An 18,285-nucleotide genomic window follows, 5' to 3' on the forward strand; every position below is an offset into this window, starting at 1 on the left:
TGCATAATAATCAAAAATTTAAATTAAAAAAAAATATTATTTTTGCCAAAAGAAAAGGGAATAGTGTTTGTTATTTTTCTGTAAATTAGCAATACCAACCAAAATATTAAATTTAAAAGTCACATGAGAAAGATAATTTTACTCCTTACCTGCTTTTTGGGAATCACTGCATTTTCACAGATTAAGGTTCTAAAAAACGAAACATTAATAGAAATCGGAAAAGATAATTCTGTGGGCTTATACAAGAAAGAAAATAAGTTTACTTTTAATTATCAGGACATTAATACAAGTAATCTTAATACATTCAGATCATTTTCATTTAATGATATAAACGGGGATGTACACGAACTTTATAAGATGATTACAGATGGTTTTATTGATGCTCCGAGCGGAAATATTTCTTTAGAACTTCCAAACGATATTATTGAGCTTCAATACGAGAAAAACTACGGACAACCGACTGTTCAGATTATTCAGTACATCAACAAAAATAAAAAATACGTTGGGAAATCTCAGTTTTTAAACAAAAAACAAATTGATAAAATTTTCGGAATCGGAACTCCAAAAGCAGGACTTTATAAAGTAGCTGCAAAACAGACTTCGGCAAATCCTATAAGTAATAATAATACAGTACAGACTCAAGCGAATACTGTTCAACAAAACAATGCCGTACCAACAACAAAAACTCCTGTAAAACCAACGAAAAAAAGAAAATAAATTTCCATTTTTAAAGATATATCAACTCATTTTACCGAATGAGTTTTTTTATTTCTATTTTTGTCAAAATATTTCATTGTACTATGTCTCTTCAGGTAATTAATTTAACAAAGAAATTTGGTGAGCAGACTGCTCTTAACGACATCAATATCACAATCGACAAAAACGAAATCATTGGTCTTTTGGGTCCGAACGGAGCCGGAAAATCTACTTTAATGAAATCTATTGTCGGTGCCTTGAAAATTGATGAAGGCAAGATTATTTTCAACGGAAAAAGCATTACCGAAAACGAAATTGAGAGCAAAAAGAAAATAGGTTTTCTTCCTGAAAACAATCCTTTGTATCTTGAAATGTATGTGAAAGAATATCTTCAATTCGTTGCTAATATTCATAAAATTTCTGAATCAAGAGTCGATGAAGTAATTGAATTAGTAGGAATTACTCCTGAAAAATCAAAGAAAATAGGACAACTGTCTAAAGGTTACAAGCAAAGAGTTGGTTTAGCTCAAGCGATTATTCATCAACCGGATTTGTTGATTTTGGATGAACCAACAAACGGATTAGATCCGAATCAGATTCTGGAAATCAGAAATGTGGTGAAAGAAATTGGCAAAGCTAAAACGGTATTGCTTTCTACGCACATTATGCAGGAAGTTGAAGCATTGTGCTCGAGAGTAATTCTGATTCATAAAGGAAATATTTTACAAGATTGCGCAATTGAAGAATTTAAAGGTAAATTTAATAGTTTGGAAGAAGCTTTTGCACATTATACACAGGATTTTGAAGTTCAGATTCTTGATTAAATAAAGAGTATTGTTTTGTAAACATGAAAACAAAATTTACTTTTAAAGCTTTTCTATTACCTATAGTATTAATAGCAATTTTATGTGCAATTATTTTTATTCTTCCTGATTTCTTTATTTCTCCACATTACAATGATAAAATCTTTGTGAAAATTTTTGTTCCTACAATAATGATATCTTCATTTTTATTACTACTTTTTCTGGAGTTCAGGACAAAATGTACAATTGTAATATTTAAAAATAAAGAAATTACCGTTAAGCAATTCTTTGGGCTTATAACTAAAAAATATGTTCATTCAGAAATTGAGGGTTGGAAATATAGTCATCAAAGTGATAATGGCGGGACTTACGAATTTATTTTTTTATATAGCAAAGAAAACAAAGTAATTAATGTATCTCAATCATATCATCGAAATTATTTGAAAATAAAAGACTATATTCAAAATAATTTCAACCATTTAGGTTACGAAAAATTTTCTTACATCAATGAGTTCAAAGAAATATTTAAATAAAAAAATTGAGATCGTTTATTGGCTTTAAATTTGATTCCCATTTTATAATTTTAAAAACAAATCAAAATGATTAAGAAATTATTATTAGGAACTTTATGTATTGCTCAGTTTTCATTGATTTCAGCAAACGATTTAAAACCAAATCCTAAAAACGATAACGGAACCGGATATTTTCAAAATGTTCCAAAAACTGTTATCATCAAAACTAAAAAATTCAAAGTAAGAATCGATAAACAACCAAACGGAAATTATCTGTATCAATCTTGGGGAGCTAACACAAAAATTACCTCAAAACCAAGCATGATTATCAGTGACGGAGAATTAATTCCTGACGGATCTGGAGGTAATTACTATTTTGAATTCAACAATAATGGTACATTATATCAGGTTTGGAGAAATTATCTGACTGCTTCCGCCAAAAAAGCACCTTATACTTTAGTCGTAATTGATGGAAATGGTGAAACATTGGTAAGCCAAGACGCACAGGTCGTTAAAAATTAATTTAAAACAAAAAATTAAATAATAATTCCTAATTTCACGATTAGGAATTTTTTATTTATCATAAAACATCATGGAATTTACACTTAAATCCAATTTAATAGACATTATTTCAAGAGAAACTTTTCCTGCAGAAATAATTGTTTCAAATAAAAAAATTGCTTCTGTAAAAAGAATCGATGAAACTTTAGACACTTATATTCTACCAGGTTTTGTCGATGCTCATGTACACATTGAAAGCAGTATGCTTATTCCATCTGAGTTTGCCAAAATTGCTGTAAAACACGGAACTGTTGGAACAATTTCAGATCCACACGAGATTGCCAATGTTTTAGGTATTGAAGGCGTAAATTATATGATTGATAATGCGAAAAAAGTTCCTTTTCATTTTTATTTTGGTGCTCCATCTTGTGTTCCTGCCACACAATTTGAAACAGCGGGAGCTGTAATTGATTCTGATGACATCGATAAATTATTAAGCAGAAATGAAATTGTTTATTTAGCTGAAATGATGAATTTTCCGGGTGTAATTTATAAAGATGAGGAAGTTCTGAAGAAAATAGCTTTTGCCAAAAAGCACAACAAGCCAATTGACGGTCACGCTCCCGGATTGATGGGTGAAGGAATGAAAATGTATTTTGATGCAGGAATTACTACAGACCACGAATGTTTTGGTCATACAGAAGCTCTTGAAAAACTGAAACATGGAGTGAAAATTATGATCCGGGAAGGAAGTGCAGCAAAGAATTTCGAAACTTTAATTCCTTTGTTGAAAGATTTTCCGGAGCAGATTATGTTTTGTTGTGATGACAAACACCCTGATAATTTGATTGAATCTCACATTAATGATCATGTGAAACGTGCTTTGAAAGCTGGTTATAATTTATATGATATTTTACGAGCTGCATCTTACAATGTAGTACAACACTATAATTTATCAATTGGATTATTACAAGTTGGCGATAATGCTGATTTTATTCAAATTGATAACATAGAAAATTTTAACATTTTAAAAACTTACATTAACGGAGAATTGGTTGCAGAAAATGGCAAATCCTTTATTCAATCTGTTGAAGCTATAATTGTAAACAATTTTAATTGCAGTTTAAAACAACCTTTTGATTTTAAAATTAAAAGTGAAAGTGATACTATTCGTGTGATAGAAGCTCTTGACGGACAATTAATTACTCACGAAATCCAAGCAAAAACACTGGATATCGATGGTTTTACCGAATCAAATATTGAAGAGGATATTCTAAAAATCGCCGTTGTCAATCGATATAATGATGCACCAATAGCAACTGCTTTTATTAAAAATATAGGTCTAAAAAACGGAGCCATCGCTTCTTGTGTTGCCCATGACTGTCATAACATTGTCGTTGTAGGAACGAATGACGATGATATTTGCAAAGCTGTAAACGCCATTATCAAAGCAAAAGGTGGAATTTCTCTTGCTACAGAAACCGAAGAATTGGTTTTAGAATTACCAATTGCAGGAATTATGACTAATCTTCCTGCCGAAGAAGTTGCGGAATTATATATTAAATTAGATCAACGAGCCAAAGAACTGGGAAGCCAATTGAGAGCGCCTTATATGAGCTTATCTTTCATGGCACTTTTGGTAATTCCAGAATTGAAATTAAGCGATAAAGGTCTTTTTAATGGTAAAAATTTCGAGTTTACGGATGTTTTTATTAGATAAAGGATACTTTAAATCTTTCGTCAGTTCGAGTGTTTTTCGCAATAAAATGAAGAAAAATGTATCGAGAACTTTTAATTAAATTGAACTTCTCGATATGATTTTTTTTCAAAAATCTACTCGAAGGGACGACCAGCATATCGAAAACTTAGTCTTAAATTAAAGATTGAGGCTAAGTTAATATCACAAATTCATTTTGCTAATTAAATTTTATCGAAGATAAAATCCTTGCGTCTTAAAAAGTATAGTTGTTAAAAATTGCTTCTTTGCGATTTACCAATAAAAATATTTTAAACAATTCGTTTTTCATTTTTCAATGCTGCGTAAAATTGGCTTTCATTAAAACTATCTTTAGCGGCACGATAACCGATATTGAAAATTTGTTCTAAACGGTCTTTTTTACGCTCAAAAGTTCCATAACTCGATAAATCTTGCGAAGATATTAACCAGTCACAATGCTCAAATTTAATCTTTTCGATACGGTATGAAAGCAAATCATAAGATCTGGAAACAATCGCTTTAATCGACTTTAAATCGTTGATTTTAATATTATGAGGAGGCGAGACAAAAACGCCAATCAGTTTATCACAATCATCACGGATAATATCTGCCGGAAAATTATTCAGAACTCCACCGTCGCAGAACATTTCTTCTCCTAAAATATAAGGCGTAGTAATTCCCGGAATTGAACAGGATGCAATGATTGCATCGGTTACCAGAAAATCTTTATCAAAAATCTTCTCTGTTCCGCCGACTAATTCCGTAGCAACAATTTTAATTTCTTTATCTAAATCTCCAATTTTCATATCACGGAAAATGGGTTTGAGATAATTATTAAAAATCACGGATGACACTAAGCCTGGTTGATTGAATGCAAAATGTTTCCAATTGAAAAAGTATACAGACTGAAAGAAATCTAAAATCTCCTCTGGTTTTTTGCCAATCGCATAAAGACATCCAACGATTGAACCTGCACTGCAACAAGCCAAAATATCGACATCAATATTCTGTTCGCTTAAGAATTTTAGTACTCCTGCATGAGCAATACCTTTAGTACCGCCACCCGATAAAACCAATCCCGTTTTTTCAAAGTTCATTGAATAAATGTATGAAAACATCCTTAAACATCATATTTAAGAAGTCTAAATATTTTGTTAATTCTTTAATATTAAAAAAACCACAGAAAAAAACTGTGGTTTTGTATATAATATGCTAATTGTTAATATACTTCTCAAAAATTTTAGAAAAATCTTTTTGATTGTAACGATCGAAACTGTTCGTGTTCCATGCAAAAATATATTCATTGATTGCTCTTAGTTCCTGACTTTTAGATACATTTTCCTGCTTTCCAGAGGCAACACTTCCAATCGCTTTCGAAATACTGTCATTGGAAAAGTTCAACAGTGAATGATTATGATGAACTTCCTGCTGAATCGCCAGAAGTGCTTTGTATAAATCTTTCAACTGATCGATCTGACCTTTCGCAACGCTGATAATCAACGGCACATTTCCAATGTTAAATGCAATTTCAGCATCGAGATCGATGGTTCCCGCAGTTTGCAAAGTCACATTCGAAAAAGGAAACTGGTAGTATTCATACCTTCTTAAAATTCTTTTTCTGTCGATGGCACTTGCACCATCGATGTGAATCAACGCTCTGTTGGTAAAACAGTATTCGTCTCTTCGGGATTTGATTAAAAAGAAAATTTTCTCGTTATCTTCCGACAAAATATAATCATCGGAATCTACTTTGTCATAATCCTGAGCAGGAATGATTTTACCTATATCTCCCAGTCCCAGAGCTTCGGCAGCTAATTTTTTAAACATAATTTATTTTAATCTGTATTTTATTAAGTGACTAAAATTAAGAAAATAACTGAAATAAAATATGACGTTAGAAAAATTTTAATGACCATACATGATTTGAACACAGAGCGCACTTTTTTTTTTCTTATCTAAACGTTTTTAAGGATCTCAAAGACGTTGACACTTTACCAAGACCAAAAAGATTTTTTGATTAAGGTATAAAATGAATATTTAGATAAAAAAAGGAAAACCACAGACGAATCTGTGGTTTAGAATATTTAGAATAAAATTTCTAATTAAATGTGAATCACTTCACCATAAGCAGCTGCAGCAGCTTCCATAATCGCTTCAGAAACCGTTGGATGCGGGTGAATAGATTTGATGATTTCGTGACCTGTAGTTTCAAGTTTTCTTGCAACAACTGCTTCAGCAACCATATCAGTTACACCTTCGCCAATCATGTGACAACCTAACCATTCGCCATATTTAGCATCGAAAATTACTTTGATGAAACCGTCAGTATTTCCGTTGGCAGTCGCTTTTCCACTTGCAGAAAGAGGAAATTTACCCACTTTGATTTCATACCCTTTTTCTTTAGCCTGTTTCTCTGTAAGACCAACAGAAGCCACTTCAGGGTGACAGTACGTACATCCAGGAATATTGCCATAGTCGATTTTCTCAACGTGCATTCCTTTTATTTTTTCTACACAAGTAATACCTTCAGCAGAAGCAACGTGTGCCAAAGCCTGAGTTGGGATAATATCTCCGATTGCATAGTAACCAGGAACTGAAGTTTCGTACCATTCGTTTACCAAAACTCTTCCTTTATCTGTCTGAATGCCCACTTCTTCAAGACCGATATTCTCGATGTTTGCAGCGATTCCCACAGCTGATAACAGGATATCAGCTTCAAGAGTGATATTTCCCTTTTCTGTTTTTACAGTCGCTTTCACACCGTTTCCGCTTGTGTCTACGCTTTCAACAGATGCGTTGGTCATAATTTCGATACCTGTTTTCTTCAAAGATTTCTCTAAGTGTTTTGAGATTTCTTCATCTTCCACAGGAACGATGTTTGGTAAGAATTCAACAACAGTTACTTTCGTACCCATTGTGTTATAAAAATCAGCAAACTCAACACCGATAGCTCCAGAACCTACAACAATCATAGATTTTGGCTGCTCAGGAAGAGATAATGCCTGTCTGTATCCGATTACTTTTTTACCGTCTTGTGGAAGGTTTGGCAATTCTCTTGAACGCGCTCCTGTAGCAAGGATAATGTTGGTTCCAGAATATTCAGTTACTTTTCCGTCTTTATCGGTTACAGAAACTTTTTTACCTTTCTGTACTTTTGCAGTACCAAGAATTACGTCGATTTTGTTCTTTTTCATCAAGAACTCAATCCCTTTGCTCATTTTAGAGGCAACACCACGGCTTCTCTGGATTACATTAGGAAACTCAAAACTCGCTTCCACTTTGTTTAAACCATAATCTTCAGCGTGATTGATGTAATGAAAAACCTGAGCTGACTTCAATAAAGCTTTTGTAGGAATACATCCCCAGTTAAGGCAGATTCCTCCTAAATTTTCTTTCTCGATAATTGCAGTTTTAAAACCCAACTGTGCTGCTCTGATTGCTGTAACATATCCACCAGGACCACTACCGATGACAATAATATCGTAATTCATTAGCTTAAAATTTTTATGCGAATTTAAGGAAAAATATTGGATTTGTATGTCTAAACAGATGGATATGACCACGCTTTGAAAAAAGTCATATGATTTTTATTATAATGCAAAAAAGAGAACACTTTCGCATTCTCTTTTTTATATTTTTAATTCATTTAAAGGATTACTCCCGAAGATTATCTTGCAGCTCTCAGCAGTTTTTTTTCATTCTGATATCTCAGATTTAAGGCTCTCAGCTGTTCATTTTTCATTTTCTTAGTAGCCACCGGATGATTCATAATCATCTTCTTTTCTGTTCGGTACCGTTTATCCAATTCACTCGCTTTGCTGTTTGTCAATTGATTTTTTGACGGATGTGACGGTGCAGGCGGTCTCGGCGGACGTTTCTGACCATAAGCATTGAACGATAATCCTAGTAAAAGAATGGCTGATATCAATAACTTTTTCATGACGTTTAACTTTGTAATTGAAATTGTACAATTTCAATGGGTTATAAGCTAGATATTACATATTTCATACCACAAAATTTGATGTAAATTTTTTGAATGAAATTGGTATTGACACAAACTTTTACTTTTTAGAATGTGCCACTCTCCACACAATTCCGCTGACATCATCAGCAACCAAAAGAGATCCGTCGGCAATTTGCAAAACACCTACAGGTCTTCCGTACACGTCGCCTTTCTTTTCATTAGCTATAAATCCGGTTAAAAATGGCTGATAGGGTCCTGAAGCTTTTCCATTGGCAAAAGGCACAAAAGCTACCTGATAACCAACTAAAGATGAGCGGTTCCAAGATCCATGCTGTCCGATAAATGCGCCGTTTTTATATTTCTCAGGAAACTGATTTCCAGTGTAGAAAGTAAGTCCTAATGATGCCGTGTGCGATCCCAAAGGAACATCCGGAACAATGGTTTTCGCAACTAAATCAGGTTTCTCTCCTTTTCTTCTCGGATCTTCATTCTTTCCAAAGTAAGCGTATGGCCAGCCGTAAAACTGATCTCTTTTCACACTCGTCAGATAATCAGGAACGAGCTCGTCACCCAATTCATCTCTTTCATTTACAACGGTCCAAAGCTCTCCGGTGGAAGGATTCCAGCTCATTCCGACAGGATTCCGAAGTCCGGCTCCGTAGATTTTTTCTCCGCTTCCGTCAGGATTGACCTCAAGAATATTGGCTCTTCTCACTTCATATTCCATCCCGTTTTCACCGACGTTACTTCCGGAACCAACGGAAATATATATTTTAGACTGATCTTTATTGGCTATTAGATTTCTCGTCCAGTGATTGTTGTAACCTCCGGCAGGTAAATCAACGATTTTCTTTCCGGCCTGGGTAATTTTCGTATCACCATCTTTATACGGATATACCCATAGCCCATCGGTGTTGGCGACATAAAATTTATCTTTAATAATCAGCATTCCGTATGGCTGATTCAGATTATCCAGAAAAACAGACGATGATTCTGCCACTCCGTCTTTGTTGGCATCTCTGTATAAAATAATACGGTTGGCTGATTTTCCTCCGACTTCAGCATCGCTTTTTCCACTGATATCATTTTTAATTTTCTCAGTTTTCGTACGTTCGGAATTGGAAAGTACGACAAAAATATCGCCATTTGCAGCCTGAATCATGTTTCTCGGACTTTTAATATTTTCGGCAAAACGGGTCACTGTAAATCCTTCAGGAGCTGTCGGAGCCTTTCCTGCAGGCCATCCGATGACGTTACTGAATTTATTTTTGGCACCTTTCTCATCAGGTGCCGGAAGTTTTAAAGTATCTGTTTTGGTAACGACCTCGGTTTCTGAAATATTCTGATTTTTATTTTCTTTACAGCTGAAAAACAGCACTGCAACTGCCGGTAGAAGATATTTTTTCATAAATAATGATGTGATGTGTTAAATATTTTGCCTCAAAAATTGCAAAAACCGTTCCCTAAAAAGAAAACGGTTGCACATTGGTGGATTAGATTCTTATATAATTATTTATTTAACGCAAAGTCAGACAAAGAATTTTAAATATAGGTCGTTGTTAAGATATACAAAGGCGTAAACTTAATCAGGAAATACTATTTTTTTATCATTACAGCTAATCATCAGATTTAATCCAGAACATTATTCGACCTCAATATTCTGCTTAAGAGGAAGATTTTTTGATGAATTTCCGACCATAATTCTGTACGCTCCCTTTTCCACAATCCAGTTCATTTTCTCATCTAAAAACTGCAACTCTTTTACCGGAATTTCAATTGAAATTTCTCTCATTTCACCGGATTTTAAATATACTTTCTGAAAACCTTTCAGTTCCAGAACAGGTCTTGAAACAGACGCCAGCAAATCTTTTACATAAAGCTGAACTACCTCGCTTCCTGCTTTTGTACCTGTATTTTTAACTTTGACCTTGGCAATGACCGTCTCGTTTTCTTTATATTTCAATTTATTTAAGCGTAACTCAGAGATTTCAAAAGTGGTATAACTCAGGCCAAATCCAAATGGATACAACGGCTCCCCGCTTAAATCGTGGTAATCATTTCCGCGACCCGTTGGATGGTGATTATACGTCAAAGGAAGCTGACCCTCCTCAACCGGAAACGTGATGGGCAATTTTCCTGAAGGATTTTCTGTTCCGAAAAGCACTTTTGCCACAGCGTTTCCGCCTTCTTCACCGAGATACCAAACGTCCAAAATGGCTCCTACTTTATCCTTCCATTCTGTAGTTTTTATGGCAGAACCGCCCACCAAAACTACGGTTGTCGGTTTATTTAATTTGGAAACTTCATTAATGAAATCTTCCTGATTTCCGGGCAGACTCAGTGAAGAACGATCCTGAAATTCACCTTCATGAATTCCGGCTGTCACAATGATGTAATCTGAATTTTGAGCAAGTTTTAAAGCCTCATCAAAATCTTTTTGGTAATTGTTTAAACCATAATTCCAGACCAATTCGATGTTCGCTTCACCTCTGTTTTCATGGAATTCAATGGTGATATCATATTTCTGACCTTTAACTAAATCTAAATCAAATGTTTTGGTTGAATAACTCAGCTTTTCCCAATTGTCGATGAACAGTTTTCCATTTAAATACAGTCTGAAACCGTCATTTCCACGAAGTCCTAATTTATATTTTCCTGATTCCGGCGCTTCCAGTTTTCCTGTCCAGCGAACGCTGTAATGATCCGGCTGCAGTTTTTCAGGATTTGGAGAATATAAAGTCCATTTGAAATTGATCTGTTCATCCTGCTTTTCAAATGTGGGATTTCCTTTTAAATCAGGATTGGAAAAGTAAAATCCTTTCAAACCTTTTTCATTTTCTGAAGATAAAAATTCTGCAGGAACGGTTGCAAAATTCTGTAAATTCCAATCTATTCCTTTTGAGTAGGTGATCTCAACATTTTTATTTTTAACGAAATTTTTAATGCCATCCAAAATACTCACCTTTTTATTCCCGGGTCCGGAATAACCGCCCAGTCTCGCATCCACAGCGTCAGTCCCAACAATTAAAATCTTTTTTATCTTTTCTGAAATTGGAAGCGTCTGATGATTGTTCTGAAGCAAAACAAAAGATTCGACCGCTGTTTTTTCCGCCAAAGGTTTGTGATTGATCTTCTTTAATTCATCAATATCTTTTTGAGAAACATAAGGATTTTCAAAAAGACCGAGCTCAAACTTTGCTCTTAAGACTCTTGCCACCGCATCATTAATTCTTTCCTTTGAAATTCTTCCGTCTAAAAATGGCGGAATAAACAATTTATAATGCTGATATTCTGTCTGGAAAATCACATCAAGTCCTGCACTCACCGCCTGTGCAGAAGCATCGTCGTAATCTTTTGCCGTAAAATGCAGAACGTTTGCACCACCGACCGCACTGGCATCACTGATGATGAAGCCTTTGAAATCCCATTCTTTTTTTAATTTTTCAGTCAACAACCAGTGATTGGCGGTTGAAGGTCTACCATCCAACAGGTTATAGGAAGTCATCACCGAACGGCTTTTTCCCTGTTGAAAGGCTTTCTGAAACGGAACCAAATGAGTTTCCTCCAGATATCTTTTGCTCCAGTGAATCGGATAAGAATCTCTTCCGCCCTCACCGACATTCGCTAAAAAATGTTTCGGAGTCGTAATTATTCCCTGATTTTCAAATGAACTGACGAAATTCACGCCCATCACGGAAGTTAAAAACGGATCTTCACCATACGTTTCCTCTGTCCTTCCCCACCGTACATCACTCGCAAGATTCACCACGGGAGTCAGTATCTGACGGATTCCCCTCAGTTTTGATTCTTTAGCAATCGCCGTCGAAACTTCTTTCATCAAATCAGGATTGAAGGTCGCCGACAAACCGATTGCCTGTGGAAAAGCAGTTGCTCCTTCCCGCATCAGTCCGTGTAAAGCTTCATCAAATGGAATAATTGGAATTCCCAGTCGGGATTCTTCAACGAAATATTTTTGAATGGCGTTGATCTTTTTTGCCAGTCTTTCTGCGTCTTCGTTCGCATTGTATTTTAACAACTGTCCGGCAACTCCACCGCCCTGATTTCCTGCACTCACCTGCAATCCGAAAATTCCATGAGAATACTGATCTTTTGGAACGTTGTCCAAATCACCGGGAATCATGAAGCATTGCCAGAATTTTTCTTCGGGGGTCATGCGTTTCAGTAAATCCTGAACTCTTGTTTCTACCGGTTGTTTTGAATCTTTGTACAGCGGTTTTTGAGCCGATATGAAAACAGAACTCAACAATGAAATTCCAATTAATTTTAATTTAAACTTCATTATTGCGATATTTCAATTACGGTTGCATGGTTCAATTTTTTACGGTCTTCAGGCAATTGAATTTCAATTGTATTACCCGATTTTTTCCATTGAATTTTGTTTTTTAAACCTAAAACTTTCAAAGATTTTGATTTAAAATGATCAGGAATTATAAAGCTTAAAGTTGACGGAGACTGATAGTTTGCTTTCTCATCCAAATGAAAAACATTCACCGTTTTACCATCTTTGCTTTGGGTATAATAAAAATTTCCGACGTGATACGGTGCGACCGCTCTAGTCGTAAAAACCGCCGACTGATTATCATCCATCCAAGCAGAAATTTCTTTTAATCTTTCGTAAACGATGGCATCGTAATCTCCGTTGGGCCCGGGAGCAATGTTCATCAAGTAATTTCCGCCTCTTGAAATGATTTTCACCAAAGTTTCAATAATTTTCTGAGAAGATTTGTAATTGTCATTCGGAACGTAAGAAAAAGAGTCACCCATCGTGATGCAGCTTTCCCACGGAATTGAAAGTGCCTTTTCAGGAACAGCCTGCTCAGGAGTTACATAATTTTCCCACTTTCCGGGAACCGTGCGGTCTACAACGATAATTCCGGGTTGATTTTTTCGTGCCATTGTTCCGATTTTATCCATGTCGATGTCCTGTTCGACCTTGATGGTCCTTTGCCATTCTACACTTTGGTCGATGGTGTGAAACGGACGAACCCAGCCTCCATCCAGCCAGAGAATATCTATTTTACCGTAATTGGATGTGATTTCGTTGAGCTGATTGAAGGTGAAATTTTTAAAACTGTTCCATCTTTCAGGATACTTTTTCGGATCATAATTTACATTCCGGTCTTTCGGTGGAAAATACGGCCACCAGTAATCGTCAGAATGCCAGTCAGGTTTTGAAAAATAAGCTCCTATTTTAAAGCCATCTTTTCTGAATGTACTGAAGATTTCCTTCGTCACATCCGCCTTGGGATTTTTGGAAAAAGGAGTTTTTGAAGAAGTTATTTTATAATCAGATTCTTTGGTATCAAACATCGCAAAACCATCGTGGTGCTTGGTCGTAAAAACTACATATTTCATTCCCGCCTTTTTCGCCGCATCTGCCCATTTTTGTGGATTAAACTGAGTCGGATTAAATGTTTTCTGCAGATTTTCATAATTTTCTACGTATTCATTGTACGATTTTCCATGTTCAGGTTTTCTTTGTGTCCACGATTCATCCTCCGGACAAAGACTCCAGCTTTCCACAATTCCCCATTGGCTGTAAGTTCCCCAATGCATGAAGAGTCCGAATTTTAAATCCTGCCAGTTTTCAAGATTCTGAATAACAAGCGGATCTGTAGTTTTTTGGTAGCCTTCTGAAACATTGTGAGCCTGTGAGAAAAAAGTGGATGAAAGTAGTAATGATGAGAGAAAAAGAGTTTTCGTTTTTGGTTTGGTGAACATGAAGTTTAGTTTTTGCTAAAATAATATTTAACCGGAAATTTTCTACCACAAAAGACATAAAGTTTTTTGACACACAGTCACATTAGTTTTAAGTTTAAATGATTGAGAATATTTTAGAGCACATGAGATTGAAAATCTGAGATTTTCTGTGGGGACTGTTGAGATATTTTTATATTGAAATGATTTTGAATACAAACACCCTTGTTCAGACATTATGTAAATTGATTTTTAATACAAACATACCTGTTTGGACTCTATGTCAAATGTATTTGAATACAAACACACTTGTTTGGACTTAATGTAAAATGATTTTAAGGACAAACACCCTTGTTTTAATTAAATGTAAATTTACATTGAATGCAACCACCGCTGTTTGGATATAATCTATGTTGATTGTAAGCACAAACACCATTGTTTTGACTTAATGCAAGTTGACATAAAATCAGGTCATTTCACTTGGCTCTATTTTACTTTTTACCTGGCTCTTGTATCTTTTCAACTAGATACTTCTTCATTCTTACTTCAATTTCTGAGCCTTCAGCAAGCATTACTGACAGTGGTTTCTGATGATTGAGACATTCGAAATCTTTTCCGTAGACCTGTTTGAAATCTATTTCAAGCTGGTGGTTTTTCACCATATACCATTCCCATTTAGGGTGGCAGACTTCGTATTCTGAAGTTTTGCTGCCTCTTTTGGTAAAACCCCAATAGTGCTCTGTGATAAATTCAAATTCAGACTCGTCTTCCATCGTTCGGAAGGTGCTTTCGGCAGTGATTTCCATGGAGTACCAGTCTTTGTCTTTCCATGAGTATTTTACAATCAGATCATCTTCGCTGTAATGCATCTGGTTTTTCATTTTCATGGTCTTGTAATTTTCTTTGTAAACCGAATTGGCAACTATACTCAAGGCATATTTCGGCACAATTTCTTTGATGAAAACTACACCTCTCTTCCACTCATTTCCTTCTTTTTTCTTCACATAAAATCTCAGGTTAACCTCTTCAAAGTTTCTGTGAAAAGGAATCGGCAATCCAAGAAGTTTTGTATTGAGAAACATAAATCCTACCAGACTTACGTAACATTTATCTTTATAAAAATCGATTTCGGTGCCTTTGGGAAGGTATTTTGTGAGAATTTCGGGATCTATTTCGTAGTTGATGATGGCTAATTTTCGCCATTCGGCCTGGAGGAATTTCATTGCGTTTGGATTTGAGATTTGAGATTTGAGATTTGAGATTTGAGATTTGAGATTTATTGTTCAGCGGTGATTTTGATTAATTTATTGCGTTCGATGAGAAATTTAGTCATATAATTTTTGAGAAAAAAATAATTAAACAATTTACCGATAATTCCAAAGGGAGATTCAAATTCTAAAATGTCTGCCATCACTGTGTTTTTGCCGTCCTGCCTGAAAATATGCTGATGTTTAAAGGATTTAAAAGTTCCTTTCAGCATAATATCTGTAAAATGATACGGCTTTTCCATTGCTGTAATTTTTGATGTGTGGGTTTGTACAACTCCTAAATGTTTTGCCCTCCAGGTTACCGTTTCGCCCAATTCAATCAAGCCTGAAGTTCGACCTGCGATGGCGACTTCTCCGGTTTTGAAAGTGGATTTTTGGTGGAGATCGATATCTCTTGCCATATCGAAAACTTTGTGAATATCGGCTTTGATTAAGGTTTCCAAATGAATTGTGGACATTGTTTTAATTTTAGAGAAATGAAATAATATTGAAAATTGTTTGATAGGATTGCGTCCTATCATTTTTTAAGCCGTTCCGTTGGGACTTAATTTTAGTAATTTAAGTAAATTAAAATTGCCAAAACCGTAATTCTGAAAATCATCCATGAAATTATTGGAAGGAAATTTAAGTTTAATATTTTACATCTTCTGATATGTTCCAAGAACATGATGAATATAACGATTCCAAAATAGAGGATTGATAAAACTGAGTTTAAGTTTAAAAATAATGAAGGAATTAAAAGCAACGTCCCGATTAAGGAAACGGTCATCATATTTCCAAGATAATCCCATAATTTTTCTTTTAAATACCATTTTAAAAATACGGTTTGCCAAAAGATTTGACCCAGACAAATTATAAATTCTCTTGCGAAATTCCGATTTAAATTTAAACCTAAACGAGCGGTGAAAATACTTAAAATATAGGATGAAAAAAGCACAACAAAAGCTATGTAAGCCAATCTATATTTCAAATTAAAATCAGGAACACAAGCGTCTGCCGAATTGTCTTTTGCAGAAGGCATAATCTGTTTTCTGTTGTAAGACACAAAAGAATACAGCTTTTTAAAAAACCAGTGCAGAGGTTTTATTCTGGCAATTTTCTCTAATAATGGAAATGAATTCCCAATAATCAAAAGCAAACTGTCTAAACCGTAAATCACATTTTTATCTTTGTAATTGACAAATGCAATTTCGTTTTTTGCACGGTTGAAATCGATGATATTTTTGGTATCGAAAGTTAATTCAGTGAACGCTTCTCTGCCGTTTTCATCCAACATTCCGGATCTGATGAAACCTTTTGAATAGAGGTTGCACATCGGGCATTGGCTGTCATAGATGAGGGTGTGGTTTTTAAGTGTTTTCATCTTTTTAGTTTTAAAAATTAACCGTTCACCGTTGAAAATTTCTCATAATCTGTATGAACAATAATTAGATAACAAATTGCTAAAAACGGTGTCAGAGGAATTCCAAATAATAAAATGAATCCCAGAAAATTGTTGAGCCATTCCACATCTTTGAAGATAGTAATCAATAATAACGAGATAAGAACTGTAAGACTGGTAATTGCATAAGTTTTAAAAGTGATGCTTTTAGAATAATTTTTCAAAAAAATTCTAATAATAAAGCTTATTGTGTGAAATGCCGCAATCACAAAATATCCGATGACACTATACCCTTTTTGAAGAGCAACAATATCAAGTATAAGAAGTATAATAAAACATATAAAAACAAAGATCTGGATGTAATAATCGTATTTAATAAACGTTTTCATGGTATTCAATTTTAAAAGTTGATTCTTTTCGTGTTTCCTCCGAAATAAAAAATAAGGAACAGATGAACGATCAGATTTTTCATAATATTTAAATTTTAAGATTACAGTTGAGAAGTTTCTTCGGTCTGACTTTTGTCTTTATTCATAGCGTGTTTACGGCCTTTTAAGAAAAGCAACAGGTTTAAAAGCATCATCACTCCTAAATAAATAGAGAATCCGCCGATTTTTTTACTTAATGCTACGACCAGCCGTTCTACCGTTTCGATTTGGAAAAACTCGATGATACAGAGGGCAAAACCGATGTTTAAAAGATAGAAACCAATTTTGAAAAGTGAGTTGGTTGCCATTGCAATGTCCTGTTTCTGATGAAAAATATCAATCATAAAGGTTTTGGAATTTTTAAACAGAAACTGTGAAACCAGCACGGTGAGGGTGATTACGATTGGCAGGTAAATCATGTACGCTGAAAAATTGTACGTTTGGGTAAGGATAGTTGCTGTCATGATAATTTATTTTATTGTTAATTTTTTTCTTAGAAGATAAAGCGCAGTAATATTGGTAAAATGCAATGCACAGAGAATTAAAATGATGATTCCAATTCTTGTGGAAACGGTGATAAGAAGTTCTTCAAGAGTTGAAATTTTGTTCCAAAAACTTAGATTAAGGGCGATGTAACCGAGATTGACGAGATAATAACTTCCAAGGAGAATTCTGTTAACGGTTAAGCAAAAATCTTTGTCTTTGATCAGATATTCCAAATAAATTTTCCCTGAATTGAAACATCTTCTTCCCACATCAACTGTGATATAAGAACTGATTCCGAGAAATAACAGATATGAAATAATATTAAACATTTTATAAATATTGTATTTTCAATAATTTTTGAAACTTTGAATGAAATAAAATTTTTTTTTTTTTCTACTTATAATTTTTGATGATGTAAAATCCGTAAGCCAAATAATAAATATTGAAAAGTACTCCTCCTGTTCCCATAAAATACATTACAAAATCAACATCAGAATTGATACTAAGACAAGATAAAGCATACAATGAAATGAAAAACAAGATTACTCCGAAGAAGTAATATCGGTGAAATTTGCTAGCAATTGTACTTATTCTAATCAAAAAACCTAAAAGATTGGCAACACCAATAAAAAAGAGTGCGATAAAAAAGTCTGATGCCTGATCATGTTTGCTGTAATCTACGAGAATGTAAAAAAGACTTACTAGACTTAAAATTGTTTGAAAAATCACTTCTACTTTTAAAATATTCAGTTTCATGGCTTCTATTTTTTAGTTATTCTATTTTATTATACTTTCAATAATTTTTGAAACT

19 protein-coding genes are annotated in these 18,285 nt (G+C 34.4%); 5 read left to right on the forward strand and 14 right to left on the reverse strand.

What is annotated here, in order from left to right; translation table 11 throughout:
- Window positions 1–123: 123 nt before the first annotated feature.
- From OEA66_RS02530 to ade, 5 genes are all read left to right on the forward strand, one after another.
- A complete protein-coding gene (locus OEA66_RS02530) occupies window positions 124–717 on the forward strand; it encodes a hypothetical protein (protein ID WP_267279875.1) in 594 nt (197 codons plus the stop codon).
- 83 nt (window positions 718–800) lie between these two features.
- On the forward strand, window positions 801–1,520 hold the full coding sequence (locus tag OEA66_RS02535) for an ABC transporter ATP-binding protein (protein ID WP_267279876.1): 720 nt from the start codon (window positions 801–803) through the stop codon (window positions 1,518–1,520).
- Window positions 1,521–1,543: 23 nt separating this feature from the next.
- Window positions 1,544–2,032, forward strand: coding sequence for a hypothetical protein (locus OEA66_RS02540; RefSeq protein WP_267279877.1), 489 nt, complete (start codon window positions 1,544–1,546; stop codon window positions 2,030–2,032).
- Window positions 2,033–2,098: 66 nt separating this feature from the next.
- On the forward strand, window positions 2,099–2,533 hold the full coding sequence (locus OEA66_RS02545; protein WP_267279878.1) for a hypothetical protein: 435 nt from the start codon (window positions 2,099–2,101) through the stop codon (window positions 2,531–2,533).
- 70 nt (window positions 2,534–2,603) lie between these two features.
- Window positions 2,604–4,232 carry an adenine deaminase gene (gene ade, locus OEA66_RS02550; RefSeq protein ID WP_267279879.1) on the forward strand — a complete coding sequence of 543 codons (1,629 nt, stop codon included), beginning with the start codon at window positions 2,604–2,606 and terminating at the stop codon, window positions 4,230–4,232.
- A gap of 287 nt (window positions 4,233–4,519) precedes the next feature.
- Here ade and OEA66_RS02555 read toward each other — a convergent pair whose 3' ends face one another.
- From OEA66_RS02555 to OEA66_RS02620, 14 genes are all read right to left on the reverse strand, one after another.
- Window positions 4,520–5,326, reverse strand: a complete 807-nt coding sequence (locus tag OEA66_RS02555; RefSeq protein WP_267279880.1) for a patatin-like phospholipase family protein — start codon at window positions 5,324–5,326, stop codon at window positions 4,520–4,522.
- A gap of 115 nt (window positions 5,327–5,441) precedes the next feature.
- Entirely contained in the window at window positions 5,442–6,056 is a 615-nt protein-coding gene (locus OEA66_RS02560) for a PH domain-containing protein (RefSeq protein WP_267279881.1), read from the reverse strand.
- A 275-nt stretch (window positions 6,057–6,331) separates the two neighbouring features.
- The gene (gene lpdA / locus OEA66_RS02565; RefSeq protein WP_267279882.1) at window positions 6,332–7,720 is read right to left on the reverse strand and encodes a dihydrolipoyl dehydrogenase; all 1,389 of its coding nucleotides are present in this window, start codon (window positions 7,718–7,720) and stop codon (window positions 6,332–6,334) included.
- Between the two features lie 176 nt (window positions 7,721–7,896).
- The gene (locus tag OEA66_RS02570; protein ID WP_267279883.1) at window positions 7,897–8,169 is read right to left on the reverse strand and encodes a hypothetical protein; all 273 of its coding nucleotides are present in this window, start codon (window positions 8,167–8,169) and stop codon (window positions 7,897–7,899) included.
- A gap of 121 nt (window positions 8,170–8,290) precedes the next feature.
- Entirely contained in the window at window positions 8,291–9,601 is a 1,311-nt protein-coding gene (locus tag OEA66_RS02575) for a PQQ-dependent sugar dehydrogenase (RefSeq protein WP_267279884.1), read from the reverse strand.
- A 234-nt stretch (window positions 9,602–9,835) separates the two neighbouring features.
- The gene (locus OEA66_RS02580; RefSeq protein WP_267279885.1) at window positions 9,836–12,493 is read right to left on the reverse strand and encodes a beta-glucosidase; all 2,658 of its coding nucleotides are present in this window, start codon (window positions 12,491–12,493) and stop codon (window positions 9,836–9,838) included.
- Complete coding sequence (locus OEA66_RS02585; RefSeq protein ID WP_267279886.1) at window positions 12,493–13,935, reverse strand: alpha-L-fucosidase; 1,443 nt, start codon at window positions 13,933–13,935, stop codon at window positions 12,493–12,495. The genes OEA66_RS02580 and OEA66_RS02585 overlap by 1 nt, the downstream gene beginning before the upstream one ends.
- Window positions 13,936–14,402: 467 nt before the next feature.
- Window positions 14,403–15,134 (reverse strand): YqjF family protein, encoded by a 732-nt coding sequence (locus OEA66_RS02590; protein WP_267279887.1) that lies wholly within the window; start codon window positions 15,132–15,134, stop codon window positions 14,403–14,405.
- A 53-nt stretch (window positions 15,135–15,187) separates the two neighbouring features.
- Window positions 15,188–15,637: an SRPBCC family protein gene (locus OEA66_RS02595; protein WP_267279888.1), complete on the reverse strand. Its 450-nt coding sequence runs from the start codon at window positions 15,635–15,637 to the stop codon at window positions 15,188–15,190.
- Between the two features lie 92 nt (window positions 15,638–15,729).
- Window positions 15,730–16,542 (reverse strand): DCC1-like thiol-disulfide oxidoreductase family protein, encoded by an 813-nt coding sequence (locus OEA66_RS02600; protein WP_267279889.1) that lies wholly within the window; start codon window positions 16,540–16,542, stop codon window positions 15,730–15,732.
- A 17-nt stretch (window positions 16,543–16,559) separates the two neighbouring features.
- The gene (locus tag OEA66_RS02605; RefSeq protein WP_267279890.1) at window positions 16,560–16,949 is read right to left on the reverse strand and encodes a hypothetical protein; all 390 of its coding nucleotides are present in this window, start codon (window positions 16,947–16,949) and stop codon (window positions 16,560–16,562) included.
- A 101-nt stretch (window positions 16,950–17,050) separates the two neighbouring features.
- The gene (locus tag OEA66_RS02610; protein WP_267279891.1) at window positions 17,051–17,452 is read right to left on the reverse strand and encodes a hypothetical protein; all 402 of its coding nucleotides are present in this window, start codon (window positions 17,450–17,452) and stop codon (window positions 17,051–17,053) included.
- Window positions 17,453–17,458: 6 nt separating this feature from the next.
- A complete protein-coding gene (locus OEA66_RS02615) occupies window positions 17,459–17,803 on the reverse strand; it encodes a hypothetical protein (protein ID WP_267279892.1) in 345 nt (114 codons plus the stop codon).
- Window positions 17,804–17,867: 64 nt separating this feature from the next.
- On the reverse strand, window positions 17,868–18,230 hold the full coding sequence (locus tag OEA66_RS02620; RefSeq protein ID WP_267279893.1) for a hypothetical protein: 363 nt from the start codon (window positions 18,228–18,230) through the stop codon (window positions 17,868–17,870).
- Between the last annotated feature and the right edge of the window lie 55 nt (window positions 18,231–18,285).

The organism is Chryseobacterium luquanense (assembly GCF_026460945.1).
Classification (GTDB): domain Bacteria; phylum Bacteroidota; class Bacteroidia; order Flavobacteriales; family Weeksellaceae; genus Chryseobacterium; species Chryseobacterium luquanense.